The sequence below is a fragment of the Pseudomonas qingdaonensis genome (genome assembly GCF_018398475.1).
GTDB classification, from domain to species: Bacteria; Pseudomonadota; Gammaproteobacteria; order Pseudomonadales; family Pseudomonadaceae; genus Aquipseudomonas; species Aquipseudomonas palmensis.
Genome location: NZ_CP074676.1, coordinates 1,468,942 through 1,495,271 on the forward strand (window position 1 = coordinate 1,468,942; position 26,330 = coordinate 1,495,271).

Genomic DNA, 26,330 nt, shown 5'->3' on the forward strand with positions numbered 1-26,330 from the left:
GAAAATGCCAAAGGTGTCGTATATCTGATGGCAAGATGCTTCCACAGAGCAAGGAGATTGATCATGCCTGCAGCTGCCAAACCCTCGTTTGCCTTCCGCTTAGGTCGGTCGCTGGGCCATGTGGCGAAATTCTGCTTGCATGATCGCAACCCCAAGACTCGCTGGGTCAAGCGAGTCGTTTTTGTTGGTCCACTATTATTTTTAGTCATCAGCAATATAACTGGGATCCTCTCGACGATTTTGACCGCAGTCTGTTTAGTGGCCGGGATTTATGCATTGTCCAAAATTGATTCTGACAAAATAGATTTTTTTGCAGAGGATGCTAGTGACGAGGACGATCACGATGAGTCGCATAGGGCGCCTTTCTATGGCGAATACGGGCATCCAAACTACCATATGTATTACGATGATTGAGTCAGGTTTTAAAGGGCCAGCTTTAGCCTGGCCTCCTCTTACGTGATCGATCTCTTGATGGTGTTAGCTGCTGTTTTTCCCGCATCTTCTCCTGCGCCTTGAAGTCTTCTTGTACCATCAGATAGTCCGTTCAAAACTGCACCAGTCTTAATCCCTGCCCACGCCAATGCAGCTATCCAAAATGTTGGCAAAATAATAAACATCGCTCCCATCACGAAGTTCAAGATTGCATCTTGAACTGTTGCGTTTAGCCCCATAACAGGATCAAATGATAAGTGGGGGGAGCCCGAACCATACAGAACGTCGATGATGGTACTGTCGATCCATCTGGCGAGTTGGAACCAAAAGTCTACGAAGATCAGCGCAAACATGGTAACTGACATTGTCATTGCTACTTCAAGCCGATAGGCGCCGATGATCAGAACAATTGGAATGCAAATCACCAAGGCCATTTTCAGGAACGCCATTACCATCGGTAGAGCTTGTCGCACAACGTCCATACCCGGGAAGTAGGCGAGGGAGCCTAATGCAACACCGAGCGTTCCTGCGCCGCGCGCCATACCGTTCCATACAGTACCATCGATCTGTCCACCGTAATCCGTGTAGACGTCGCCATTGACCTGGCTCGATGGCGACACGAGCTGGCGAATCATCGAGTCGGTGACTTCCTCCTGAGACAGCCACTTTGCCCACCCGAGGAACTGGTCAAGTAGGCTTGGATCGACTTGGCCTTTCAGCCGGTCCCTCAACCCGATGCTTCCATCCGACCACCACTGCTTGCAGGTTGGATACCCACCGCCTCCGGTCACCTGGGGCATGCCATCATCTCGTTTCGTGTCATAGGGCCAGGATGTACGGGGTGTCCTGGAGTAATCCGTGTCGTAGTAACCAGACGTATTCAGCAGGTAGTGGGACCCGATCCAGTTTAGGTCCTGAAGGGCCTTCTGGTCCTTGGCGATCGACCCGATATCGGGCTGACGCATGAACAAGCGCGCGCGGGAGGGACCGAAGCAGTCATGAGTGAAGTCTGCCACCTCCTGCGCGAGCAGGGGATTGCCGATCCTCATCGCGTCGACTTCCATGCGCATTTGCCTGAGATCCGTCCCGCATGGGATTGCTGCGACAGCACCGCTATTTAATCCCTTGGACATTGCGTGAACCAGGGCCCACCACACTGGTACCTTCGCGCTCTTACCAGCTAGCGAGCTGAAGGTGGTTTTCCAGCCTGTCTCCGAAGGCGCAGGCGTCAGTACTTGGCACTGCTTCCCTCGCGACTGGTCGAACTGCAGAGTGTCAAAGCCCACGGAGATGGCTGGAACAGCACAGAGTGAAACAACCACGTAGCCAACGTACAGCTGGGTCTCAATGCGAGCCAGGGATAGCACCCCCTTGTTTCCCTCATCAGCGCCTTCTCCTCGGACCTTGATCCACTCACGGGCCACGATGATGATGAAGGGCAGGGCAAACAGGCCCGTGTCTGAAATCATGTCCCAGATCCCGTTGTTGATAATCCACCCCACCAGGGTGAGGTAATACTCCAGATAGTCGTTCGTGTAGAGCGTCATAGCACCTCCGACCAGGTGATTGGTGCCTTCGAGATCTCGATGATTACGAACAGCAGGAGAACCAGGAACTCGATCCTCTGAGTACCCTTGGATGGTTGACCTCCCCCCGCCCAGGGCAGGCGCGCCTTGAGCTTCACCCAGGCCAAGACGATGCTCCCGTAGAGTGCGAGTCGCCATAGCAACAGTGGTAAGTAATTGCCCTCACGCCACTTCACCCAGGTTTCGAACACGCCCAGATGATTGACCGCAATGATGCCGAGCAACACGCTCAGCATCAGCATCACCACGCTCAATAACACGCCTCTCAGGAGGATTTTGAGGGGGTGGGCTTTTTTCTCGACATCTTCCGACATGGTCATTCCTTGCCAGCAGGCTTCTGCAGCTGAAGCAGGCGATCCTGTTCAGGCGCCGCTTCGTAGATCGAGCGGGAATTTTCGGCGCGCGACTTGCTGCGCTCGATGATCTTCATCGGGGAGTTGTTGGCGAGCTGCTGCCGCATGTCGAGCTCGGTCTTGAGGTTGGTGATGAGTTGCTGAAGCGTGTCGACCTGGCCGAGTGTGGCCTCAACGGCGAGCTTGTTCGCATTCACGTTGGGTTCCTTGCTGCCTGTAATCAGCATGCGCTGCAGCAGCAGACCTTTCTCCAGGACATCAGCCAGGGCGACCTCGGATGCTAGGCGGGAGGCCAACACCGCCTGATCCCGCTCGTCACGAAGGGCGGTAACTACGCCGCGGGTAATGGGGAGGGAGTCGCTGCTTGCTTCACGCAGCTTTTCGGAGGTGATCTGTGTCCCGGGCTTCAAGAGCTCCTGCAGGGCCGCGAGCTTCTTGTCGTATGTTTCCTGGATCAGCGGGGTCAAGCCCACACCCGGAGTCGAGGTGGTCGTGCATCCTTCACAGGTCTGCAGCTGCTGTTCACCCAGGACCCGGTTTGCGAACTGGGCGGCTTCGGCCGGAGACTCCCAACTGCCGCATACCAGTCCATTGGAGCAGCTGGACTGCGGGATGCTCGATGTGTCCTGAGCTGCGCGGTTGTTGAGGAGGTTGTACCCTGCTTTGGCAACATCCCCAACCACTTTGATGGGCTGCTGCCCATTGCCACCGGCCTGCTTACCGCCGACCCAGGTCACGCCGTTCGATCCTGGTGCTTGCTCGACTTTGTCGACCACTGCCACGGCATCGTTGCTCGATGCCAGGGCTTGCCCCATCTTCTGACCTTCGGCAACCTTGCCCCACCCCATCTGGCCGCCGGCAATGTCGGCCATCCGTTCGGCCATCGCCCTGCAGGTTCCCTTCGATCGGTCGTAGTCGAGGCGCGCCTGCAGGATCCCGTTGGTCAGCAGGTTGTAGAGGGCGGGATTTGCCCGCTGCAGGATCAGTGCCGGCAACGACGTGACAGCGCCGGTCGCGTTCTGGATGACGCTGCCCATGATCTGTTGGAAGCCCTGTGTTGTGCCGTTCAGCTGGTTCTGCAGGGTGTTGCTGAGGTCCATGTTTCCGCAGACCAGGTTGTTCTGCCAGCCGGCGCCGACGGTGATGCTTTCCATCTGGCCAGCGCTGCCCATCTGAACAGCGCTACCGCCGCCGATACTGTAGAGCACGTCGTCCCCGATCACGCTGCCCTGGGACTCCACCTTGATTGGGTCGGCGGCCTCAGCCATACACCAGGTACTGCCCATGCCTGTAGCGAGAATGATGGCGATGGTAATTTTGTTCATATAGCTCTCCAGGTCTTTTCTCATTGGAAGTCAGTGCTTCCCAGGAAGGTCTGGCCCTTGCGCTGGCAGCATGAGTAGGGCCGCCACAGGGCCCAGGCATAGGCTTCGTCGACTGCGTCGGCATTCGGGCCAGGGGAGGGGAACACGGCGCAGGTAGGGCTGATGGTTGGCGTCAGCTCCTGCCACTTGCCTGTGCCGGCATCACCTTCTTTCAGTTCCCCGGCAGGCCAGTAGCCAGGCTCCGGCAGGGAGCGCATAGGCAGGTACACGTGGGGTTGTCCTACGCGGGTGGTGATGTCACCGGCGCGCTGGGCGATGACTGCACCGGCCTTGAAGTCGTCGACCTGGTGGATGAACCCGCTCCGTGGATAGACGCTCCCCCACATTTCGGCCGAGAGAAGTCCACCGACCTCTCGCATGCCGGGGATCAGGGCCTCTGGATAGACGGATTCGGGAACCCCGTACCGCCATGCGAGGGTGTCCAGGGTGCTGAGCATGTAGGGCACGTATGGGGTGGTCGCGCCGTGGCAGGAGTAGCCAAAAGAGCTTACAAATCGGCTGAATACCCCAGCTCCAGGGTGACCGATGACGTCGGCCTCCTTGAACTTGGTGATGTTGTTCTCGGCGTTGTGGTTGGTAGTCCCATCATTGCCGGCTTGCGCCGTCGCATTCGGCGCCCCCATGGGGCTTACCTCTGTCCACGGATTCTCCCCCGTGTTGGCATAGGCGGATACCACTGCGTCCGGAATGTAGTGCCGGACTTTGGTTGAGGTTTTGACCGTGCAGCCAACGGGTGTGCAGAGCAGCCAGTAGCAGATGCCGACTACTTTGTATTCCAGGCAGGTAGGCGAGGTGGTGGAGGCGAGAATCGCCGCCGAGCTGATGGCCGCGGAGGCTGAGAAAGGTAGCGTCGAGGTTAGAAGCCCAGCCAAGGTGAGTCGCGAGATTCGTCTCATCATCGCCCCCTTGCCTGGTTGATTGCCTGAATGGCAGCAGCCACGTCGGGTTGGCCGTAGACCACAAACCGGCGATCGACAACGACTGCTGGCACCTTCGAGACCCCGACACTCCAGGCATCGGCATTGCCCTGCTGAGCGGCAGCCAGCTGTTGCATAAGGGCAGCTCCGGCCGGCGTGCCCATTAGTTGCCTAGCGGCGAGCGTGGCTTGGTGCGGGTTGGGTGGTAACTTCCTGGACAACTGCTCCTCGATGCGCTGTTGATCATCGAGCTTGATGACACGCACATCTGCCGGTACGGAGGTGAGTGGGTGCGCCGCGTCTGTGATGGCCCAGGTCTCGCCATGCGCGGTACCGGTGGCCAGCGCGGCGACGAACAACGGGATCACTCGCGATGAAGGCGGGGGGATATTGAACATGAGGCTGCACCTGAAGTGGGGACGGGTACAGGAAAACGGATCGGCCCGCCAGGCGCAGTAGGAAATAGATATCTGACGGTACTTGGATTTCTCGGTAAATCCCCACACGGGCGTAAGCGAGGCGTTTTCGGTCTGGCAGGCTCGTTGAGGTGACTCCATACTGCCCGGATTAGCACTTACACTGGAACGGACATGCGCAACAGAGGACAAGTATTCTGGGAGTGGGCGGATCCCGATCTGCTTCAGGAACTTCGATGAGCGGATGGCCGACGGCTCCCTCATTAATATTCAGGTGCGGGTCTCTCGCGAGCACCTGACTCAGCTATTTCTCGGTATCTATGCTCTGGATGGAAAGCTTTTGCTCGAAGAGGGCCATATGGACTGCAAAGGGCAGACTACGACAGCTGCGATGACCTGGGCCCTTAATCGCGCTCATTCTTGGATTGAGAGCGATAAACTCGCCAACCGATAAGCGGTTGATGGCGCTCAGCTGGCACTGGGGTATTTTCTATTCCGGTTTGACGCAAGGAGGCAGGCTGGTGAAGGACGCCATACCCACCAACCAAGAAGTGGCGGCCATTCTTGGGATTGATGAGGCATCGGTTGAGAAGTTTCGGCAGGAGACCCATCGCCTGCAGGATGGCGCGTGGCTGGTGCAGTTTGCCTATTGGATGCCTCTCACCGGTAGTTTCACCCTGACCATCACACTTCCTCCAGATCCTCATGATCGTCGAGAGCGTGAGTGAGTTGTGGGTACCCGGTCGCTGATGCCCAAGTCACTGCGGCGGGCGATCGGGATCGGCGTATTACTGCCTCCATGACATCCCGCTGCATTTCACAAATATCATTGTTGAGTTGCGTCACGGAGGCCGACAAACCTACGGCATCGTGTGAGTCGGATAGCTGCTGATAGAGCTTTTCAAGTTGAACACTCAAATAGCTGTGTCTGCTGGCGAAACCTTGTAGTTCCATCATCCCGTTCACCTCCACAATCACACCGACAGAGACTGGGCGAAGGGAAGTCCGTTCCCCTCGGATCTCAGGTCGCTACAGAAATGTGAACTAGTCGAACCATTCCTCGTCACCAGGATCAAGGTCTTCCAGGTTCATATCGAGCTGCAGCTGCAGCTCGATCACGGTCCCGGGCGTTGGGGCATACCAGTCGACTATTACGAACCGACCTTTGCCTATGGTCGCGTCATAGTCCATGAGCACGCAGTCGTCGTTCCACTCCTGGAGAGCCCAGCTCAGCTCATCGTGTGAGGGGAATTCTTCCCCGGTCGACTCAAGCTGAAACCATCCATGGCCAGAGCCTGCGCTTGGGAAGAACCTGCTTGGTAGATTGCTTTCTTCGTCATTGTTGTCGATGCGGGAGACCGTGAGCTTGATCATTACCCTCGCTACTCCTTGCTCGCAGTGGCCTGGGCTGCGAGGGCATCAATGACCGATAGCAGTGTGGCGCTATCCACGGGACCCTCCAGGCGCATGCTGTGCCCCGTCAAACTGTCGGTGACCTCGATCGTAGGGGTAGCGGCAATGCCGTGGCTCTTGGCCACAGCAATCTGCCCCTCAACAACTCCACGGATGTCCATGTTTACCCTAGCGCAACTGGAAAGAGCCTCGGTGGACACACCGGGTACCTCCAGCTTCTCAGCGAGTCCTTGTCCATCACCCCGTGTGCGCAGCAGAACCAGTTCGATCGCCTGCCAGAATACCGCTGCCCCCCCTAAGTACCCTGCGCATTGAACGAGTTGCGCCTCCGATCGTGCAGCAACGCCGTGGATATCGAGAGGGAAATGGTGCCACGCGAGCTTCACGTTCTCTTGGCCGCTTATCCATTGCTTCAGTTGCGGGGTGTATGCCCTGCAATAAGGGCATTCGAGGTCTGCGTACTCAGTGATTAACCACCTGGCATTCGAGGGACCGAAGTACCAGGTCTCATCGGGACTTCTAGCACTCGAACTCGTTGCGAGCTGCCAGCAGGCACCTACGCCTGCGACCACCATGACGATAAACAAGATGAGGTTGAGCCTAATCTTAGGCATGCTCTCCCCCCAAATCACCAGGATGAGGTCTAGGCCGACCGAGTTTCTGCAAGGCGACTTGGAGATCCTGAATGGCTCCGTCAGGTTGGGGGTGCTGCTTCAGCCATTCGTCCAACACGCACTGAACCAGTGGAATGATGTCGCGACGATCAAGGGCGTTATTTTTGATCTGTTGCAGCTCGTCTATGAGCACTGGGGCGCAAACCGACAATGACTGGAGTGTGTCGTGCCCGGGCTCTTTGAGCAGCTGGGTCAGGCTATCAATAATGTTCTGGGTCAGGGTGTTCATGACTCTCATGCCACGCGCTCCACGGCCTTCTTTGGTTCGGGTAAGGTGATGGGATAGGGAGTGATACCGCGTTTGCGGTCCAGGTCCGCGGCTACCTGCAGTGCTGCGTGTAGCTCATCGCAGCCGAGCGCCTGCATGGTTTCGTAACGCTGCCGCTTTTCTTCTGGCTCGGTCATGGCCAGAGCCAGGCACAGGCTGGGTGGCACCACACGGAACAGCATCTCGATCCGCTTGGCCAGGACGATGCCCTCGGTGAACTTGCCGTTTTCCTTCCGTGCCGAGAGCATCATCGTCTTCTGCGCCGGCGTGAGCTCACGAAAACGCGCGATTTTCTCCACCTCGTCAGGCGGCATGTTCAAGCAGATCCACCACTCGATCATGTTCAGCAGGGCGGATGCTTCTGGAGGGATGTCGTCGACGTTCTGGGTTGCCATCCAGTACCAGGCACCTAATTTTCGCCACATCTTGGTGATCTTCACCGAATACGGGGAGAGCAGTGGCACCTTCAATGGGATGTGGCCTTCGTCGGTGAAGGCAATGAGTGGTCGACCTTTGAACTGGTCCCGCTCTGCGATGTTGTTGATGGTGTTCAGCAGGGAGATGTAGGCGATGGCCATCTGGGCTTGATAGCCCTCACGAGCGTAGGTGGCCAAGTCGACGATTGTGATGTCAGCTTCCGGCCAGGCGGTACCAGGACGGTTGAACATCTCAGCCTCGGTGCCCATGGTGAACATCCCCATGGCCTCGGCCATCTCCATGAACCGGTTGCGCCGGCTCTCAGGGAGCTTGTCGTCGCTGGCCATCGCCTGCAGCGCTGCGCTGATGTCTTCAGTCAACACCGGACGGTTTTTACTTACGCACAGCTCGGCGGCGTTGATGATGCACTGCCGGATGGCACTGCGATCGGCCCGAGTGAGTCGCGCATCCTCCTTCGATTCGCCGCCAGTGATCATCAGGCGGGCTGTGATCTCCAGCTCGCCCAGGATGTCCCTCTGCTCGTCCTCCATCCCCGCCAGTGCGTCGGTCAGGTGCTGGTCCGATGCATCCACGTCCGAGGCATCCAAGACCTTGACCTGGTCCTTGTTTTTTACGAGCTGCACGGCGTCGACGAACGGGGCGAGGCTCACGCCGCTACCCGGAGCGAGCCGTACCCGGTTGACGGTCAGGCCAAGCCGCTTGGCGAAATCGCCCAGCAGGCCGAAGCTGTTGCCGGCCTCGATGATGAAGAGTCGAGGGCGGTAGAGCGCAATGGCCTGCATGATCAGGTAGTTGGCTGTGGCAGACTTACCCGCGCCGGTGGGGCCGAACAAGAACAAATGCGCGTTCATTTGTCGGTCGAGCTTGTTCAGCGGATCGAAGGTCAGCGCTGCCCCCCCTCGATTGGATAGGGTGAAGCCCGGGTTACCTGTGCCAGTGGAGCGCCCCCAGACTGGTGCCAGGTTGGCGATGTGCTGGGTGAACATAAGCTGGGTGTACCAATCCAAGGCGCGGTTTTCATTCGGGTCGAAGTTACATGGCAACCAGCGCAGGTAGCTGTTTAGAGGAGCTACCTCGTCCTGTGACTGGACTGGTTGCATGCCGGCGCCGAGGAGCACGTTGCACAAGTTAGTCGTGCGCTCCTCGAGCACGGCTTTATTCTGACCACGGAGGAAGAACGCGACACTTCCCCGGTAGAGCTTGTGCTTTCGTCCGAGAAGGGACCGCGCCGTTTCAACGTCATCCCGGGTGTGACTGGACGCCTGTGTATCCCCGATAGCCTTCCTGGATAGCTGTTCGAGATGCCCTTCCAGCAGATCCTGCGGGGACGGCACCATGGTGATGCACAACACGGTATCCTCCGGCAGCCGGTCGAACAGCGAGTTCAGTGAGTCGGCCTGCTTGGTCTCACCGGTCAGATGCCCAGTGAGGGGGGCATTTTTCAGGCGATCCAGCATCACAACCCGGTGCGGCATGCCGTCGAACGACCAGAGACCGCTGTCGATATCCGAGCGCGGTTCTCTGTAGAACAAGTTCTCCGAGAAGTCGGTGCCGCTCGCCACCGGCAGCTCACCCTCTTGCAGCTCGCGGGCTGGCTGGCACACCGCTTCGTAGAAACGTCGGATATCGCGCTCAGTCGAGCCCAGGTGATCTGGGTGTGGATTGAACCAGCCTACGAGCCAACGCTTGATCGCATGGCCATCCATGCGTTTGGTTGTCACGCCGGCGTTGGCAAGGGATCCTTTAAGACGGTCGCAGATCGCTTTGAGGTAGGCGGCAGGCTCCTGGCCGCGCACCACGACGTCCTGTTTCTTTACTCGGCGATACACCACCAGGCGGACTTTCCGTGTTTGACCACGCCACGGGAGGTTGCTGACTGCCGTGTCGACGAACAATCCACCTGGCTTGGAGATGGACTCGAGGTGGTGGCGGAACAGCGCGAGGTAGAGCTTGGTGAAATCCGTGTTCTCAGCCCGGGGCTGGACGTAGGCCTGGAGTTTTTGCAGGTAGTCGGTCCAGTCCGTTTCGTCCTGGGCATAAAGCTGCACTACCCAGTGAGAGCTCTCGAGCTCGTCGAAACTGTCCTGCAGGACACCTTGCAACGCATCGCGAGCTTGTTGAAGCCAGTCGTCGGAGCGTCCCTCGGTCCCGATCGGGATCAACTCGAAAAACGCCGCCCTGGAAATGCCATCCTCGAGGAGCATGGCTTCTTCCTCGGGCAGGTATTCTGCCCATGGCAGCATGTCCACGAACGACGGGTTGACCTCGTACATCCTCGCCACGTCAGCTTTTGTCGCCGGCCGACGTTTAGGGTTTTGCCAGTCGATGGGTGAAGGGATGCCCATGGACTCCAGGCGAGCTATGTACCGGTCATTCGCAGCCTGGCGGTCTTCTTCGTTGATGACAGTACTGGCTGTTGCGGGATAGTCGTCGACAAGGTCGGTATCGGTTGTCGGCTGGCCGAGCACGGGCTCGATAGGCGTTGCAGGGCCTTTGCCCAGCAATTTGCTTATGAACTGCATCAGTACTCCTCCGTCCGCTCGCCTGGCATGGCGTATTGCACGCGTTGATACATCGGGAACACCGTGGTGTACCCCGGGACTGGGACCGGATCCGTACCAGCCAGGTGTGGGAACACGTACATCACCAGATCAGGGTTCGGGAGGCGCTTGAACTGGCTGTAAATTTCGTTCTGGGGCGTGCGGTTGAAGGCGTCCGCACTTGCCTGTTGGCGAGCCACCTGAGCCTCATCGAGCGGTCGGCGCAGCTCTTGGCGCGCATCCAGCAACATTCTGCTGTTGGAACTGCCAGAGCTCCCGCCAGACGTGCCGTGTTGCCACACGTCCATCATGTTGGCTTCCCCGTGGGGGAGCAGCTCGTCTTTGTCAGTCGTGCATCCGCCTAGAATGAGGGCGAGCACGAGCCAGGCGCCGGCCTGCAGGCGGGGCTTAGTCAAGGTTTGCGGATACATGGTTGGCTCCGGCGTTGTAATCGACCTTGCGGCCTTTGATCTCGTAGTCGATGGCGAGCTGCTGGTCCAAGTGGACGGCGACCTTCGCCCCAGGCTGTACGTACACGGCGGCGAAAGCTTCGCCGTAGAGCTTGTTCATCCAGGAGCGGATGTCGCTGACCCCACCGGTCAGAATCGCGCCCATGGCGGAGTTCCCCGAGGAGCCCGTGGTCCCGAATGAAGTTCCTCCGCTGCTGAAGGTAGTGGAGCTATTTTGCTCATCAGCCTTCAACAGTTTGGCGATGCCGGCGCCCGCGGCCGTCACCAGGGACTGGTTGGTCAAGTACTCCTTGGCGTTGGATCGGCGCTCGCCGGAGATGCAAGGAATGCCGTAGGAGTCGCTGATCCAGCCGAGTCCGCCCTGGATCGCTGGCTGCCCGTTACCGTTGCTGCTGTTCTGGTTGTTGTTCTGGCTGCCGTTGGCCTCTTCTGCCGGGGCAGGGAACGATCGGACCGTGCCATCTGCGAACACGAAGGTCAGGCTCCGGACTTGCCCGCGCACGCAGGACAATGTCCAGTCGCCTGATGCGGTACCGCTGGCAACAGCACCGACGACGTCAGGGATCTCGATGCCGTTTGCGGTGAGGTTGTCCGGACCGATCAGGACCTTGAAAGGGAAGGGATCATTGACTGTTCCATCGATCGGTACGCGGCCAATGAGCGCCGACATGGCCACCGACCCCATCAAGGTCGAGTTCTGGGGCAAGGTATAGGCTTTGCGTACTTGCTTGCGGGTATCCTGGGGAGACAAATCAGCGCCGACGTTCTGGGCCGTCGAGCTGAGAACTGTTTGGCCTTTGTCCAGGGTGCTCCCAAAGCTGGTGGGAAAATTGAAGCTGCTGGCCGTCTGGGCGGAGCCGGGCTGAAGGGGTTTACCGCTAGCGTCCAAGGCAGTGGCATCGGTCGGTTCAACCCATACGAGTCCATTGGACCTCGTCCCTTTGTCGAAACCCGCGCCGTCACCTGGCAGCACTCCGAGCCCAATGGGGAGGTCCTGCCCAGCGGCATTGGGGTTCTGCGACAGGTTATCCAACTGACGCTGGAACTGGTCCAACAGGCCCACGCTCTGGTTCTTCACCTGCTCCTGCAGCTCGCCCTTCGCATCATTCAGCTTGTTGTCGACATTCTGATCTATGCGCGAGAGCCGGAGCTGGAGCTCTGCGTTCTGGTCCTTCAGTTCTTTGTTGTCGGTCAGCACCTTCGCGATCTGGTCTTTCACCTCGCGACTTTCAGCGACCACCGTGCGGAGGGTGTCGGCCGGAGTATCGCCGTCCACCCCTAGCTTGCGCGCGGTGTCGCCTCCGATGATGATCGGCTTATCTTCAGGAGCCTTCGGCTCCTCTGTTTTACTCCCCCCCTTGAACACGATGATGAGCGCGACGATCAGCACGGGGATGAGCAGGTACTTGAGGAGTGGATTACTTTTCAGACTGCCCACGGCGCCCTCCTGCTTTCGGATCAATTTGGCTGACCGAAGACGGCAGCAGGGCCTCTTTCAGCCCCTTTCCTTGGGTGACCAGGTAAAGCGTGGTGGTATCGCTGGCATTTCCACGAGCTCCGAGGTACGGGTGCTGGAATGTCGCCGTGGAGAAGTTGCCCATCAGCTCTGTTGCATTCATCGTCAACTGCTGGGCACTCAGGTTTCTGAGTTTGACTGCCGTGACATAGCTGTTGTCGAGGCGCCAAGCCCCCAGCACCGATGCTTCCACCGGTAACACCGGCAACAAGGTGCTGAGGTCCAGGGCTCGATCAACACGCACCTGGCTGATGCCGGCGACAGGCTCAACTGTCCGGAGTGGGGCGTACAGCATTTGCGCCGCATAGCGGGTCAAGGCCACCGGCGCAGGTGTCTCATGTCGGGGGGGCGGAGGAACATCCTCCTCCTCCGACGTCGCGGATCGCTTAGTCGGCGTTCGCGTCGAGGTGGTATCGCCGTAGTAGGTAGAAGGGGCAGCACCGGCGACGATCTTCGCGGGTTCGAGCGTGGCTTGGCCCTCTGTCGCTGGTGTCGCGGCAATATCCACCAGCATGATCTCGCCAGTGGCCACGTTCTGCAGTTGCAGCCTGGTCGGTGGAATTTCCTGGCTGGCCAGCAGGTAGACGGCGCCGCCGGTGCTCTGGACCCGCAACTGGCCAACAAGCTGTGGAGGCATGCCTACGCGCACGTTTTGGTCGACGAAAACAATGCGCTCTTGCCCGACAATCAGCGGGATTGCCATCGGGATACGGTCCCACTGCAGCAGCTCTACCGCTTTCACATTGGCAACCGCGAAAATGCCCAGAACAAGGAGGCACGCGCGCACATTCATGGCTTCACCCCGGCTGCTTGCAGATCTACCTCGATGCGTTGCGGGTTGGACGCATAGCAGTTCCACATCAGCCCGAACGGATTTTTCTCCGGGTTGACGTCGGCCCGGACGATGGACAGTGGATAACGGGTCATTGCACGCTTGACCCGCTCGCCGTTCACCGACTCATCAGCGAGCAGATCCAGGTTGACTGTCCAGTCGTTGATTCCGATTTCTTCCACGCGCAGCACGCCAGGGTCGGTCAACCCGTGGCCAGGGATTTCTGAGACATTCCGTTCACGGCGGCGCAGTTCACCAGCGTTACGGCGCATCTCGTAGTCTTTTTGCAGGTACTCCTTGCAGCCAGGGGTCACGTAGGAGGCCAGACGCTCGATGTTGTCCTGGTAGTCGTCGTCCCCGTTCTTCTCCCAGCGCTGCATCTGCTGGAAGATATAGAACCCGAAGGCATACACGTTCTCTGGTGGTACCTCCCACCATTTGCGAGTACTACCGGAGCGTAGATCCGGCGGCACATGCACGGTCAGATCTTCGGGGGCTTTGTGCCAGCCATAGAACGCAAATAGACTGACTGCGCCCAACACAATGACCGCGATTCGCAAGCTGAGAATATGTGCTTGCTGAGCATCCACTCGTTTTCGAAAACTCATGAAGATCCCTACTTTCCTGTACGACGGCATGTCCACGCACCCTTCCGGATGACCAACTGGGGGCCACCGAGGAAGGGGAGGTGTTGAGCCTTGTAGAACTGGAGCTGGCGGTAAAACCATGTATCCGGCCGGCCGCGCTTCATCTTCCGCAGGATTCGGCTTGCCACGGTCAAGCCCAGTGCACCACCTACCAGAGCGCAAGCGATGAATAGAGATGGGTTGCCGAAGAGGAACGATACCGGGATACCCAGGATCACCCCGGCTCCCCCACACGCTCCAACCGTGCCCCACATCTCATCAGCTGTGAGGCCGCCCATGACGATGGGTTGCCTGTTGAGGTTGTGGGGGAGGAAGTCGAGCGTTCCATCCTTGAGGTAAGTGGTTTCAGCCATGTCGCATCACCAGTTAGAGGACGCCAGTGGCTTTGGTGACCATGAAGATGCCGACACCGATCAGGCAGATCCCGACCACGGCGGTGAGGCCCAGGTCTCGCCACTTCTTCTTGCCCTCATGGATATCGTGGTAAACACCGTAGGCATGGGAGGCGACCCCCACCATCATGCCGCCGAGCAGGAACAGCCCAATCAGCATGAAACCGTCGTAACCGTAGTTCTGGATGGTTTGTAGCCAGCTGGTTCCCTCGCCGCGTGTGGGGGCTTGTGCTCCCGGTAAGGCGGCAGCGGCAATGACTGGGTGCAGACCCATGAGCAATGCAGCGGCGCCGGTGAGTGACTTGGTGATGGTGCGGATGGACATCGGTTAGCTCCTTGGCTAGCTGAGAACGAGTGCGGAAAGAATCAGCAGCAGGACGATGACCCGGACGGTCGACGCGGCTGCGATGTTTTTGTCGATGTTCTGGGTCGCCCAGCCCCGATAGATGCTGTACAGCGCCCAGGCACCCCAAAGGGTCGACAGTGCGATGACGGTGCCTACGAACAGCACGGTGCTGGCCTGGGGGGTGATGCCGCTGGCAGCGTTGAAAGCTGCGACTTGAGTGCCGCTCATGCTCATGGCATCCGCCCGCCGGTGAGGGTGTATTTTCCAGCCAGCTCTGCCGGATCCCGCGGCTGTGCGCGACTTGGGGTCAGGTACTCTTGTAGGCCCTGGCGAACGCGCTGGATGTCGCCAGCCAGACGTTCATAGTCGAAGTAGTAGCGCTGGCCAGGTTCGCTGGCGATCGTGGCGCTGCGCCGCGCCGAGTCCTCCAGCGCGTTCAGCTGCCGGATCATCACCTCGATGTTGGCCTGTTCTGATGCACCGGCCGCCTGAGCGCTGGGTATTAGTGAAAAGCCGCCGCTGACGCTGATCAGCGCGCCAAGCAGGATTCGGCGAGGAGATACAAGGAGGAGGGATGGCTTGTTCACGGCTGGGCTCTGGGGCAACGGACTGTGGGCGTCAGAATGCCGAGACCAGGTGGAGGGGCGCCTCAAGAAATACTTATCTGAGGTCCGTAGTATTTTTTCTCTAAGCCGGTCACGCTTTGGTGAAGTGGATTGATCCACTTAGGTAGGGCGATTGAACGACCCAGACCGATTACAATGAGCCGAAGTTAAGCCAGGGAGTAGGCATACGGAAAAACTGATCTGTGGGGGAGTCTTATGCCGCGGAAAACCACCAACTCGCCGGCGTTTGAAGCTTGGGTATCGGACTTCCTGGGTGTCCGTTTCCGAGATGAAGGTTGCTACGACAAAGCGGTTTTGGCCGCCGAGCTGCTGCAGCACCGACGAGAGGTGAGCTCAGTGGAGCTGGTCGAGATGGTAAGGAGGGCCAACGCCATGTTGGCCCTCCTCCCAGGACATGATCATGAAGCTTAAAGCGCCTGATTGGTCAGACTACTGACTCGCGTTTGAAAAAGAGCAGATATCCGACCGGCATTGGGAACCCGTAGGACCAGGCCTGGGCATTTTGATTGCCCACTTTGATCTCGCCCCGGCACACTGGCTGGGTGCTGACGAGCTCCCAGCCTTCGGCTCCGAGCTCGAGCATCTTCTTCTGCAGTTGCTCCTCTTCTGCCAAAAGAGACGCAACATCGGGCTCAAGCGTCTGTTCTGTGCTCTTGAATATCCAAGCGCCGCTAGTCGCGTTTTTGAATGGGATAGCGACATACTCAGCGCGGTGTTCGAATTTCTTGCTCATAGTGACTCCTTTTTTTAATCAGCCGCGCGCTTGACGCGCTCCTGGGGCGAGAGCGTCCACGTAGCGTTCCATGATGGACAGCACCAGACTGTTGATGGCGAGGATCTTCATCGCCCGGGTGACGGCCACGTACAGAAGGTTCAATTCATCATCTCGTCGACCTGGATCGATATCAGGTGAGAGCGGGTCCGACGTGAAGTCGTCGAAGAGCCCGACGAAATCCCACTCCAGGCCTTTCGACTTGTGGGCAGAGGTGAGGGTGATAGTTGCATCTAGCTCTTGGTCCACGGTGCATGAGCGCAGGGCCAAGATTCGCTGAGGCAGATCCGGATACATGTTGATGATCTTGATCGATCGGATCATCTCGCTGTCCTGGCTAACCTCGGCGATTTCCACGTACTGGCCATAGTCTCGGTAGTCACGGAGCAGCTTTTTGTTCTGGACCAGATCGCGCTGTTGGCGACTGAAATAGAACAGGTCCTCGAGGTCGCGTACTGAATAGCTGTCGATGCCGCCAACCCAGTAGATTTTGGGCTTCTCGGTGACCAGGCACAGTGCGTTTTCAATCACCCCGATAACGGTCCGATGAATGTATGTCCTGTGCGGCAGCCCGACCGGCAGCGCCTTCTTCACCAATGTCTTCTCGCCCAGTCCCTGCAGCTTCCTGGTTTCTCCCTTGTAGGACAGGATGATGTTGGCGACATGGGCGACTGCAGGCCCAAATCTGAAACTCTGGGTCAGGTAGTGCTTCTCAGCCCCGGCCATCCAGCTGGCATTTAGAGCGTCTGCCGCCCCTCGAAAGCGATAGATCTGCTGGTGACGATCACCCACTGCCACCTTACGAATACGCTGAATGCGCACAATGTCAGCGATGACGGGGTTTACGTCCTGTCCCTCATCGAGCAGGACACAGTCGAAGCGCTGGCTCAGGTCGGGTTTGCTCAACTGGTACAGCTTCAGGTATCCGTCATGCGTGATCTGCACCGCTGTGTCCTGCAGGTCAGTCATGCGCTTCCAGATGCTCATAGCTGCTACCAGCGCCTGGTTCAGGTAGCGCTCCTGGGCGGAGGTAAGCATCGGGCGGTCACCGAACCGTGGAAAGTGGCAGCGCTCGATCAGGTCGTCGGCGCTGGCCATATAGTTGTTGAGGGTGGTTAGCACGTCCCTGACCAGCTCCCAGTCCTGCGTATCAAGCGCTCGGGCGATATCGGTCAGTCGCAAGTTGTTGGTCTGCTTATGGCTGAACTGTGTGCCATAGACGGCGTAGGCCAGGCCGTGCGCAGTTTTGTTCACCACGTTGCGCGGAAATCGGCCACGCGCGGCGATCTCGACCGACTTGTTGTAACAGAGATAGAGAATCCGCAGGCGGGAGTGGTGTTGCGCATAGCCCACCAACGTTGTGGTCTTGCCACTGCCAGCGCCGGCTTGGATAAGGAGTTTCGGGGCCTCCGACTGGATGATTGGCGACTGCTCGTGTGTCCATTGCATCGTTCTCTTCCTCACAAATACTTCTTGAAGCTCGCGGCCGTAATGCTCACGGACACCCCGAGTAAGGCAGCGCAGGGGAGTAGTACCAGCATTGGGCTGATGCTGATCGGGAGCGCCAAGTAGAAAGTCCAGGGGAAAATGGCCAACGGCATCATCGTTGCCCGGGCCTTGTGGTACAGGTAGCTGGACTCCCGGCCGGCACCAAATTTACGGAGGTCTCGCCGCACCAGACCGTCGACAAGGCCTGTGAGTGCAGCCATGGCAAAAAGCGGTACCGTCATCAGCAGCACGACCAGGCGGACGCAAAACACCAGGACGGTGAAGAGGGCGGCCAGGGCATAGTTCTGTACCGTTGTGACGCTCTGCGCGGCCCAATAGCGCATGTCCAGCTCGTTGCGGGGACCGGCTTGAGCGATCGACTCCATGCCCTGGACCCAGCTAAGCATCCCGGTCTTCACGACCAGCCAGTCGTAAGCTTCAGTGACCAGCCAGGTCGCGGTGCGCCCGGGCTCTTGGACGACAGCGCTATGGACCAGGCCCTTGGATAGCCAGCCGACCTCGCTGACCAGCATTTGCTGACCGTGCCGCCACCCGGCCTCTGGCCAGAAGAAGTACAGGCATACCCAGTCGACCACGATGGCGAGGAACAGCGAGCTGAACATTACGCCGATGAAGGTAATCGGGAACCAGAAGATCTTGCTGAACAGCGATTCCTGTCGCTCTTGCTGCTGTTCGGCCTTCTTTGATACGTCATCTGCCATTGGCTACACCTCAAGCTGCATCATCGGTGGCCACCTGGCGGAAATCTTCAACCAGGTCTTCGGGCAAAGCTGATTTCAGCTCTTGATAGCCAGGGGCTTCCCACCAATCGTTCGAGGACGCTGCCGATCGCCGCATGCCGGCGGCCAGCTCCTGCAGGTTGCCGGGCATGACCTCGTCTGGGTCGTTCGCGGGGAGCGGCATGCGGATTTTCCACAGATTCCCACCTTCGATGAGCGCGAAGGCCTGTCCCTTCGGCAGTCCCACCACGTGGGCTGGCTCAATCATCGGCACACTCGCCAGCTGCACCTGGTCGTGCGAGCTTGAGGTGAACGCGGTTTTGCCGTTGACCGAGTCGTTCGCGCTGCTCGCCGGCGTGCTGTTGTAGATCTGCACTTTTGGTAGCTGGTTGGTCAGCAGCTCAGCGGTCGCTGTTTCCCGAACACGCAACATGAATAGGTTGTTGAAGTTACCGATCACCTGGCCGGCTTTCGCCTTCGAGCCGATCTTCGCTTCGATATCACTCATCGTCTGGGTGTAGGCGGTGACCTGGATGCCGGCACCACCGGCCTTATTGACCATCGGGATGAATTCGTCCCCGATGAGCTCGTTGAACTCGTCAGCGTGGAGGTTGATGCGTACCTTGCCCCCAGCCATATGTCCGGGCAGGCCGTCGTCGATGCCGTGCTTGTAAATGTGGCCTGCAACAGAGACCAAGTCACTGAACATCGAGTTGCCCACGGCCGCACTGACTTCGGTGTCGGATAGTGCATCGAGGCCAACATAGACCACGGCGCGTTTTCGGATCACTTGCATCCAGTCGAAGATGGGACGCTCATCGGCGAGGTCCAGGTAGTCGGGGGCAAGCAGTTCAGCGATACGCCCAGTGGTGAGCTTCTCCAGGAGTGGCAGCAACGATGCGACGATCTTGTCGAAATAGGTCTTGTCGTAGCGGACAGCGCTGCGCAGGCCATCCATAACCGAATCGTTGATGCGCTTCTGGGTCAGGTACATGTCGATGGCCACCACGCGCAGCGGGCGGTCTTTCATGGCGAAAGACAGGTTCTTGCGATCGATCTTGCCTTCAAGTTCGACGATGGTTTGCCATGCCTTCGGATCATGTTCAGCGAAGTACTTCTGTGCGTACTCAATGAACAGCTCGTCGATATTGATGACGTGCCGGCGGATCTGCTCGTAGTCAGGGCGACGGCCGAGCGCGACAAGTGACTGGGCGATGATATTGACGAACCGCCAGGCGAACTCCCGGAATGCTGCAGAGTTACCCTCGCCGGAGAGCTGACCAGCGATGCGAGTGGCCACCTCACTGATTCGGCCGAAGCGGCCGATGGCGTTGTAGCGAGCGGAGATATCCGGCCATCCCAGATGAAACACGTAGAACTCGTCGAGGCGCCCGGCGCGCTTGCACTCGACGTACATGCGCTTGAGCAAGTCGGCATCGCCCTTCGGATCGAAAACGATCACGACCTCGTGGTCGGCCTGTTCCTCTGCTCGCCGGCGCCGGCTCCATCGATGAGAGGCCTGGCTCCGTCGCCCCATGCGGACTCGCGGCCCGCGGCGATGTGTTCGGCGAATGTCCTGGGTGATGAACACTTCCGCCAGGCGAGTCTTGCCCACCCGTGTGGTGCCCAGGACCAGTGTGTGACCTACGCGCTCACCCAGAGGGAGACTGACATTCTGCTCATCTGGTTCGATCCCGTGCAATCGGGGCAGGCCACCCACCGGTGGGAGAGGTCGAGCGGGGTTCCAGTTGGAATCCCAACCAGTGAGTTTTGTGATCAGTTTCAGTGGGAAGGGGGCGAACTCTAGGCGTTCCTCCAGCCAGCGCGCCCGCTCATAAAGGTTCGTCGGTTCCACGTATGCCGCGAACTGAGGGAGGTAGGTGTCGGCCAGGCGCTGTGTGTGCTTCTGAGTCCACCGGAACCCGCGTCCGATGAACAGGCGCTCGTTGCTGATCGGCATTTCAGCGCTGGTCATGGTGTAGTGGGGAAGTCGCCTGAGGTTCGCCTGGTACCTTAGGACCCTCCGCGCCTGCAGCAGTCGAATGGTGCCCAAGTAGATAAAACCCAGCGCGGCGACAATTCCAAATAGTGGGGTCAGCGCAAAAGCCCAGGGCGCGCCAATGCAAAGCGAAGCTGCCACATAGCAAACCGCAGTAGTGAAAAGCTCTACTGGCGGCCGGAGCAGAGATTCAAGGGTGTAGGTCGCCATCTCAAGTCCTCGCGGTGAATGTCATGGCGTCGACTTCCGCACGCGCTTGCTCAACCTGGTCCGGTGTCAGCCGTTCGGCCAGGCGCTGGGCGAATGCGTGTTCGTTGAGCTCGGAGATTCCTGTCAAGCGAGCACCGTACAGCTCGCTCACATGGCGAACCTGCTCGATCATTTGCTCCCGGCCGGGCCGGTGTAGGGGATGGCTGATGATCAGTGTGAACACCGGCGATAGTCGTGTTGGGCGCATACCGGTTCTCACTGCTGAAGGGTTGTAGCTGTGATCAGCACCGGGTAGTGCTGCAGCCCCAGGCGACCAGCAATATCGCTGGCAGGTACAGGCATCACCTGCAACCCAGGTGCCCAGCGGCGGATCTCTTGCAGTCGTGCAGCGTTGCTGACATTCACAGCAAGGCCTACTGCCTGCAGGCCTTGAAGTGCCGACAGCTTCTGCTTGAGCCAGGCCTGCGACGTTGGATCATCCCCAACGATGAACATCGGCTGCAGACCTGCTGCGTTGATCACTCGTCCCTGTACTGGGCCGGGGCTCAGTTCTGGAGTCGACACCGGAAATGCCCCGCCCGCCCGGACGCCAGTCACAACTGGGGTGGTGTGCGTAGGCTCGGGATCAATGTCTTGGTAGTAGGACAGTGCGGATGAGCCGCCACGGTCCTCCACCACGGTGAGCACCGCTTGCTGATCAGCATTGCAGGGCAGAGCCAGGCTGCTCACGATCGCGAGGGCCAGTGCCTGCACGGCGTGTGATCGCCGGGCGTGGGGATATGTCATGGGGTCACTACCTCGAATTTGATGCCGGTGACCCGGCTAAGATGTTTCGTGAAATAGCTACGGTACTTCGCGGCCGGCGCCCCCCCGGCAGGGCGGTGATACCGGCCCGCAGCATCGATCCAGGTTCCACCCTTAGCCTTTTGTTCAGCCAGGATCTGAGCGGTCACCGCCAGGTTCTTGTATGGATCCAGGCCTTCGCAGGGATAGCGGTAGCGATGCCCGTTGTAGCGAATATTTGTTTGTCCCAGCCCCACGTCGACTCGAGCGGGTCCAGCCTTAACAATCGCTATCATCAGAGCTTGGCAAGCGTCTGCTCGTGTGGCGAAGCGGTAGCCTGTTCCGGCCACATTCAACGTCCAGGGCCACGGCACAAGCTGCCCGCGCAATCGCGTCCCGCTTTCCTGCAGTGCCACCGAATAGAGCACAACGGGCGGGACCCCGTGTCTGATGCCGATCGCCTTGTAAGCTGCTGGCGGATCCTCTACACCCCATGCGTTGCCGGCGAGCAGAACCACCGACAGAACGTAGAGCCGCCATCCGCTCACTGACGACGCCATGATCCATTCACCTGTGTAACGGCGGCTGGCAGCGAGCCACCGAGCCCGAGGCGAACCCAGCGGCCCTGGTCATGATTCAGTGTGATCAGTCGGCTTTTAACGCTGGACGGGTCAATACCCGCGAGAATTGCCCAGCGGCGGATCCTTTCATCGTCTTGCTGGCTGCCGACGAAATACAGATCAAACGGCGTCTGTGACGCCTGCAGCCGTTTGACCTGGTCGATGCAGGGTAGGCAGTCGTCTTTGACGAAGAGTGCCATGCGCCCGTTGCCCTCCAGAGCTGGGCCGCTCCCGGATCCGGCCTGGCCCGAAGGGGTGGTCGAAATCTCAATGGCTTTGATGCCTGGGAACATGCGCTGGTACGCCTCGTCGTAGGCTCGCTGGTAGGCGAGCTCCCGATCGACTCGTTGGCGCTCTGCTTGGACCTGCAGCTCGGCGAACCGGCGTCGTTCGCTCTCTGATCGGGCCTCGATTCCCAGCGCGGTGAGAGGGTCAAGCCCTGGCGAATACACCCCCCGGGGCCCCTGCATTACCTCTTGATATCGTTCGTACTCCTTGGGGGTCAGGCCCCACTCCTGCGCGGCTCTATCATCGAGCTTGTTCTGGGACAGGGTGCTTTCGCTGGTGAGCTGTTGAACACTGGAGGCGGCCCCTCCAGCGGCGGAAGGAAGCGGCGCGGCCTCAATGCCAATTGCGGTAAACGCGCAGGCGCAGGCGATGGCTCGAACGAACGGTAGATTCATGGTGCTTTACTCATGGCTGGATGCTCAGGGTTCGGGTTGTTCCGCCGGCGTCGAAGGTTGCGGTCCGTTCATCTACAGCCCTGAGGCGCCAGTTGCTGCCGCTGACCACTTCCCCAGGCCGAATCAGGTAGATCTGGCTTAGCCGCGTGCTACCAGTGGGGGCAACAGACAGGAAACGCTCTCCGCCTCGGTATTCGAGGCCGACCATCTGAAAGGGCGGAGGATCTTGCGGGATTGGTGGGGCTTTAACCGGTGCGGGCTTCGGCTTCGGTTTGGAGGAGGCTTTGGGGGCTGGTGCAGTCGCCTGAGCCTGAGGCTTGCTCATTTTCTGCAGTTTGCCGTCGAGCGACTCAAGGTCGGCTTTCAGTACTAGGAGATCGCCCGCAGTCGCGGATGAGCGAGTGGCTTCAGCTGCAGCCTCGTGGGCCTGCGTTGCTGTGGCCTGCACAGCATCGATCCGGCTCGAGAGCGCTTGCTGGCTGATACGGAAGTCTTCCATCGTGACCAGGGGTTTGCCGGACACAGTGTCGAGCCGATCGTCGATCGCGCTCACCCTGTTCTGGAGTGCATCGATCGAGACTTTTTCTGCTGCGCCATTCACGGTGCGAGACAGAGTCGACAGCTGGTACTGCTGGAACGCAATGATGGCGCCCAGGATGAGCAGGCCCGCAGCAAGGGGCAGATGTTTTCGGATCGGCAGTTTCATGGGGGTCCTCTCGAAGCCGAGTACACCCTCGCGCAACCATGATCCTGATTCAGCAGAAAATACTTAGCCCGCCCGCGTGGAATTTCTTGATCGATGCCGAAAGGCAACCCTTTGCTGTCGAGCGCCGCGACTGAAAATCCACTCTTGCAGTCCGGTTCGCTCTCCGACCGCCTTCCAGTTGTACGTACCGTTTAGCCAAAGGAACACGCTGTCGAGTACCTCACGTAGGTGGTCTTTACCACTCTTGTTGGTTGCATACCGAAATGCCATCGAGTCTGGGTCAGCGGCGTCCAACTAGCGAATGAACTGGTGCACAGCATTAACGTTGGGTCTGGCTGCTCTGGGCCCATCTCCTTGAGACGATGACGCAATTCAGACCACAGAGGTATCAACTGATGCTTGTCGTAGTTTTTGGGCTCTTTGCCAGTCAGAACGCGAGCACTGTTTAGCATCAGCTTTAACTGCAGCTCCAGGGAGTGGCGGTACAGAAAGAGCAAAGGCTAAATGCCGCTATCCAGCGGTACCCGACGATTAGTCATAGCTCCACGAGGCCGTCAGCGGCACCTTTGTATGCAAAGGCGTAGAGGTCGGCACGAAAGTGAGACCAGTTCAGCATCGCTTTGTATTGCCAATCCGCGTTCTGAATAAACAGCTGCTGGCCGGAGAAGTCTGCCGGTCAATTGATAGCCTCGAGCTCCGGGTTAAGCATCGGTAGCGATTCTTCATCCATATCATCACCCCACGTTAGGCAGTCCATGGTTTGGGAATGTACGAATCCGCATTGACTGCCGGCAACCCTTAAATGGCCTTTGGGTTGATCTGCTAGGCGCGACCAAAGGGCGAACGTATCGGTGCCGTCTATGAGCGCGCGGAAGCCTATCTTTCTTGATTTGATATGATATAACATATCAATAGGCAAACAGGCCAAGACCCGGAGTTCAGGAGCTTTCATGAGATTTACGTCGGCCTCCATTGCCGCATTTACGGCATTGTTCACCCCTGAAATTTTTGCTGACCAAACTGGCAACTCCACCATCACCCTAGGTGAAGTGAACATTACGCAAAAAGCAGGCGTGGCACTGAGCACGGAAAATGTACTGACATCAGTCGACGTCATGGGCGGCGATCAGGTGGAAGACAAGAACGTGATGAATAGCTGGCAACTACTGGGGCAGATGCCAGGTATTCAACTGACCGAAACTGGCCAGGGAGCGGAGTCGGGGAAGGCCACGTTCCGCGCATTTAACGGCGAGGGCTATATCAATGGCATCAAGACCCTGATCGACGGCGTGCCGAGCAACGTCAACAGCGGCAACCAGCGTTTCATCGACATGATCTTCCCGCTGGAAATTGACTACATCGAAGTGGTACGGGGTACCAACGACCCCCGCTATGGTTTGCACAACATTGGCGGAAACATCAACTTTGCGACCCGACAAGGCGGCAACTATGTCGATAGCCGCCTGACCTATGGCAGCTTCGACACGAGGGAGGTGCAGCTGGCGATCGGTCACGAGGAGGGCAACATTGCCCAGAACTACTTCCTCGCCAAACAGGACAGCAACGGTTACCGCGATCACAGCGAGTCCAACAAGTACGCGCTCGGCGGCAAGTGGTTCGTGAGCAACGACGAACAGGATTTCCGGGTCGGACTGATCGCCCGGCTGTACCATCATCAGGCGGAGGAGTCCGGCTTTCTTACCCGCGAACAGATGCGCGACAGCCGCACCCAGTCGCCAGCGAAGAACGCCAACGATAGCGATGATCGCGATATGAAGCACCTGAGCTTGCACACCGATTGGCAGCTCAACGATGACCTGAACCTGAGCAGCAAGCTGTACTACAACAGTTACAACGATGACCGTACCATCACCTTCACCGACTATCAGTCAGGCAACGCCCCTCGCCAGCGCCGCCAGTGGGACGAGCAGCAGACTGGTGTCCTCAGCAACCTGACCTGGCGCGCCAACGACCTTCTTACCCTCGACGGCGGCATCAACTACGAGGAACAGGACAACAGCTACCGCCGCCTGCGCTACAACTACAGCGTTCCGACCGACTTTGATGTCGCCCCGGCGCGGGTGCAGAACGATGACCAGTACACCCTCCGAAACATCGGTGGTTACGTGCAGGCCGTCATCCAGCCGATCGAGTCGCTGAAGATTATCCCGGCCATGCGGGTGGACAAGTTCTCCGGCAACACCGAGCTACAAAATGGCGTCAAGGCGTCACTGCAGGACTACGGCTGGATCCGTCAGCCGAAGCTGAGCGTGGTCTATAGCCTCACCCCCGAGATCGATCTCTACGCCAACTGGGGCCGGACTTTCCAGATTCTCACTGGCTCGACCGCGCCAGCGTATGTGACCCAGGGACAGGTTTCGTTTGACCCGTCGATCAATACCGGCAAGGAAGTAGGGGTGAAGTTCCGTCCGTTCGAGGGCGCGCAAGCGCGTGTCGCTGTATGGCAACAGGACGCCACCGACGAGGTGGCAAACATGCCGAGCACGGGCACCACGGTCGGCCTGGGCGAAACCCGTCGTCGCGGTGTGGACATGCAGATTACTGCGCAACTGAACGAGCAGTGGACAGTCTGGGCCTCCCATGCGATCCAGGAAGCCAAGGTGGTCAAGGCCTACACTGCGACCGGCCAGTCGTTGTCGGGCAAGGAGGTCTTCTCTACGCCGCGGTACATCAGTAACGTCGGCGTCGACTACCGCTATAACGATGACTGGAAGTTCGGCCTGCAGGGCCGCGCGCAGGGTAGCTACTACATTGACGAGCTGAACGAGCAGGGCAAGTACGGTGGTTTCGTGTTGATGGACGCTAGCATCAGTTACCGCATGACCAGCACCACCAGCGTCGACCTGCAGGTGAAAAACCTGCTGGATCGCGAGTACGAATACGTCTGGTATGACAACTTCTTCTGGGGTGGTGACGACCAGCCGATGTTCTCTCCGGCGCCCGGTCGCTCGGCCTTTGTCTCTCTTAACATGAAGCTCTGAGAAGGTAGGAGCATTCACGCGACTGGCGTGAATGCTCCCATGAGTCCCTCGCCATGTGTGCGTTGGCTCTCTGGAA

Annotated in this window: 30 protein-coding genes; 3 read left to right on the forward strand and 27 right to left on the reverse strand. The window is 58.8% G+C overall.

What is annotated here, in order from left to right; translation table 11 throughout:
• Nucleotides 1–63 precede the first annotated feature (63 nt).
• Complete coding sequence (locus KH389_RS06835) at nt 64–414, forward strand: hypothetical protein (protein WP_213607093.1); 351 nt, start codon at nt 64–66, stop codon at nt 412–414.
• 38 nt (nt 415–452) lie between these two features.
• Here KH389_RS06835 and KH389_RS06840 read toward each other — a convergent pair whose 3' ends face one another.
• The 5 genes from KH389_RS06840 to KH389_RS06860 are packed head-to-tail and all read right to left on the reverse strand — an operon-like array spanning nt 453 to nt 5,071.
• A complete protein-coding gene (locus tag KH389_RS06840; protein ID WP_213607094.1) occupies nt 453–1,979 on the reverse strand; it encodes a conjugal transfer protein TraG N-terminal domain-containing protein in 1,527 nt (508 codons plus the stop codon).
• On the reverse strand, nt 1,976–2,332 hold the full coding sequence (locus KH389_RS06845; protein ID WP_213607095.1) for a hypothetical protein: 357 nt from the start codon (nt 2,330–2,332) through the stop codon (nt 1,976–1,978). The genes KH389_RS06840 and KH389_RS06845 overlap by 4 nt, the downstream gene beginning before the upstream one ends.
• A 2-nt stretch (nt 2,333–2,334) precedes the next feature.
• A complete protein-coding gene (locus KH389_RS06850) occupies nt 2,335–3,696 on the reverse strand; it encodes an integrating conjugative element protein (RefSeq protein ID WP_213607096.1) in 1,362 nt (453 codons plus the stop codon).
• Between the two features lie 20 nt (nt 3,697–3,716).
• Nucleotides 3,717–4,652: a TIGR03756 family integrating conjugative element protein gene (locus KH389_RS06855; protein ID WP_213607097.1), complete on the reverse strand. Its 936-nt coding sequence runs from the start codon at nt 4,650–4,652 to the stop codon at nt 3,717–3,719.
• Nucleotides 4,652–5,071, reverse strand: a complete 420-nt coding sequence (locus KH389_RS06860; protein WP_213607098.1) for a TIGR03757 family integrating conjugative element protein — start codon at nt 5,069–5,071, stop codon at nt 4,652–4,654. Before KH389_RS06860 ends, KH389_RS06855 begins: the two co-directional genes overlap by 1 nt.
• A 479-nt stretch (nt 5,072–5,550) precedes the next feature.
• On the opposite strand from KH389_RS06860, the gene KH389_RS06865 reads away from it, so the two are divergent.
• The gene (locus KH389_RS06865; protein ID WP_244988691.1) at nt 5,551–5,817 is read left to right on the forward strand and encodes a hypothetical protein; all 267 of its coding nucleotides are present in this window, start codon (nt 5,551–5,553) and stop codon (nt 5,815–5,817) included.
• A gap of 316 nt (nt 5,818–6,133) precedes the next feature.
• Here KH389_RS06865 and KH389_RS06870 read toward each other — a convergent pair whose 3' ends face one another.
• The 22 genes from KH389_RS06870 to KH389_RS06975 form a co-directional block, all read right to left on the reverse strand.
• Nucleotides 6,134–6,463, reverse strand: coding sequence for a hypothetical protein (locus tag KH389_RS06870; protein WP_103470041.1), 330 nt, complete (start codon nt 6,461–6,463; stop codon nt 6,134–6,136).
• Nucleotides 6,464–6,471: 8 nt separating this feature from the next.
• Nucleotides 6,472–7,116 (reverse strand): DsbA family protein, encoded by a 645-nt coding sequence (locus KH389_RS06875; RefSeq protein ID WP_213607099.1) that lies wholly within the window; start codon nt 7,114–7,116, stop codon nt 6,472–6,474.
• Nucleotides 7,109–7,414, reverse strand: a complete 306-nt coding sequence (locus KH389_RS06880) for a death domain-containing protein (protein ID WP_213607100.1) — start codon at nt 7,412–7,414, stop codon at nt 7,109–7,111. Before KH389_RS06880 ends, KH389_RS06875 begins: the two co-directional genes overlap by 8 nt.
• On the reverse strand, nt 7,411–10,404 hold the full coding sequence (locus KH389_RS06885; RefSeq protein WP_420831959.1) for a conjugative transfer ATPase: 2,994 nt from the start codon (nt 10,402–10,404) through the stop codon (nt 7,411–7,413). The genes KH389_RS06880 and KH389_RS06885 overlap by 4 nt, the downstream gene beginning before the upstream one ends.
• Nucleotides 10,404–10,853, reverse strand: a complete 450-nt coding sequence (locus KH389_RS06890; RefSeq protein ID WP_023628672.1) for a TIGR03751 family conjugal transfer lipoprotein — start codon at nt 10,851–10,853, stop codon at nt 10,404–10,406. Before KH389_RS06890 ends, KH389_RS06885 begins: the two co-directional genes overlap by 1 nt.
• Complete coding sequence (locus tag KH389_RS06895) at nt 10,831–12,330, reverse strand: TIGR03752 family integrating conjugative element protein (protein ID WP_213607101.1); 1,500 nt, start codon at nt 12,328–12,330, stop codon at nt 10,831–10,833. Before KH389_RS06895 ends, KH389_RS06890 begins: the two co-directional genes overlap by 23 nt.
• Nucleotides 12,311–13,201, reverse strand: a complete 891-nt coding sequence (locus KH389_RS06900; protein ID WP_213607102.1) for a TIGR03749 family integrating conjugative element protein — start codon at nt 13,199–13,201, stop codon at nt 12,311–12,313. Before KH389_RS06900 ends, KH389_RS06895 begins: the two co-directional genes overlap by 20 nt.
• Nucleotides 13,198–13,848, reverse strand: a complete 651-nt coding sequence (locus tag KH389_RS06905; protein WP_023628669.1) for a PFL_4703 family integrating conjugative element protein — start codon at nt 13,846–13,848, stop codon at nt 13,198–13,200. Before KH389_RS06905 ends, KH389_RS06900 begins: the two co-directional genes overlap by 4 nt.
• An 8-nt stretch (nt 13,849–13,856) precedes the next feature.
• Nucleotides 13,857–14,240 (reverse strand): TIGR03750 family conjugal transfer protein, encoded by a 384-nt coding sequence (locus KH389_RS06910; protein ID WP_152955727.1) that lies wholly within the window; start codon nt 14,238–14,240, stop codon nt 13,857–13,859.
• Between the two features lie 13 nt (nt 14,241–14,253).
• On the reverse strand, nt 14,254–14,604 hold the full coding sequence (locus tag KH389_RS06915; protein ID WP_213607103.1) for a TIGR03745 family integrating conjugative element membrane protein: 351 nt from the start codon (nt 14,602–14,604) through the stop codon (nt 14,254–14,256).
• A 15-nt stretch (nt 14,605–14,619) separates the two neighbouring features.
• Nucleotides 14,620–14,853 carry a TIGR03758 family integrating conjugative element protein gene (locus KH389_RS06920; RefSeq protein ID WP_420831960.1) on the reverse strand — a complete coding sequence of 78 codons (234 nt, stop codon included), beginning with the start codon at nt 14,851–14,853 and terminating at the stop codon, nt 14,620–14,622.
• Nucleotides 14,854–14,855: 2 nt separating this feature from the next.
• Nucleotides 14,856–15,173, reverse strand: a complete 318-nt coding sequence (locus KH389_RS06925) for an integrative conjugative element protein, RAQPRD family (RefSeq protein WP_028690570.1) — start codon at nt 15,171–15,173, stop codon at nt 14,856–14,858.
• 502 nt (nt 15,174–15,675) lie between these two features.
• The gene (locus KH389_RS06930) at nt 15,676–15,984 is read right to left on the reverse strand and encodes a DUF4177 domain-containing protein (protein WP_213607105.1); all 309 of its coding nucleotides are present in this window, start codon (nt 15,982–15,984) and stop codon (nt 15,676–15,678) included.
• A gap of 18 nt (nt 15,985–16,002) precedes the next feature.
• Nucleotides 16,003–17,472 (reverse strand): UvrD-helicase domain-containing protein, encoded by a 1,470-nt coding sequence (locus tag KH389_RS06935; protein WP_213607106.1) that lies wholly within the window; start codon nt 17,470–17,472, stop codon nt 16,003–16,005.
• An 11-nt stretch (nt 17,473–17,483) separates the two neighbouring features.
• Complete coding sequence (locus KH389_RS06940; RefSeq protein WP_213607107.1) at nt 17,484–18,233, reverse strand: TIGR03747 family integrating conjugative element membrane protein; 750 nt, start codon at nt 18,231–18,233, stop codon at nt 17,484–17,486.
• Nucleotides 18,234–18,243: 10 nt separating this feature from the next.
• Entirely contained in the window at nt 18,244–20,460 is a 2,217-nt protein-coding gene (gene traD / locus KH389_RS06945) for a type IV conjugative transfer system coupling protein TraD (protein ID WP_213607108.1), read from the reverse strand.
• Between the two features lies 1 nt (nt 20,461).
• The gene (locus KH389_RS06950; RefSeq protein WP_213607109.1) at nt 20,462–20,683 is read right to left on the reverse strand and encodes a hypothetical protein; all 222 of its coding nucleotides are present in this window, start codon (nt 20,681–20,683) and stop codon (nt 20,462–20,464) included.
• Between the two features lie 32 nt (nt 20,684–20,715).
• Nucleotides 20,716–21,246, reverse strand: a complete 531-nt coding sequence (locus KH389_RS06955; protein ID WP_244988692.1) for an integrating conjugative element protein — start codon at nt 21,244–21,246, stop codon at nt 20,716–20,718.
• On the reverse strand, nt 21,243–21,803 hold the full coding sequence (locus tag KH389_RS06960) for a lysozyme family protein (RefSeq protein ID WP_103470025.1): 561 nt from the start codon (nt 21,801–21,803) through the stop codon (nt 21,243–21,245). Before KH389_RS06960 ends, KH389_RS06955 begins: the two co-directional genes overlap by 4 nt.
• Nucleotides 21,788–22,546 (reverse strand): TIGR03759 family integrating conjugative element protein, encoded by a 759-nt coding sequence (locus tag KH389_RS06965; protein WP_213607110.1) that lies wholly within the window; start codon nt 22,544–22,546, stop codon nt 21,788–21,790. Before KH389_RS06965 ends, KH389_RS06960 begins: the two co-directional genes overlap by 16 nt.
• A 10-nt stretch (nt 22,547–22,556) precedes the next feature.
• Nucleotides 22,557–23,252 (reverse strand): methyl-accepting chemotaxis protein, encoded by a 696-nt coding sequence (locus KH389_RS06970; RefSeq protein WP_213607111.1) that lies wholly within the window; start codon nt 23,250–23,252, stop codon nt 22,557–22,559.
• A 676-nt stretch (nt 23,253–23,928) separates the two neighbouring features.
• Entirely contained in the window at nt 23,929–24,204 is a 276-nt protein-coding gene (locus KH389_RS06975) for a hypothetical protein (RefSeq protein ID WP_213607112.1), read from the reverse strand.
• Between KH389_RS06975 and KH389_RS06980 the strand changes: the two genes are divergently transcribed.
• Nucleotides 24,203–26,254: a TonB-dependent receptor gene (locus tag KH389_RS06980; protein ID WP_213607113.1), complete on the forward strand. Its 2,052-nt coding sequence runs from the start codon at nt 24,203–24,205 to the stop codon at nt 26,252–26,254. The genes KH389_RS06975 and KH389_RS06980 overlap by 2 nt on opposite strands.
• Nucleotides 26,255–26,330 lie beyond the last annotated feature (76 nt).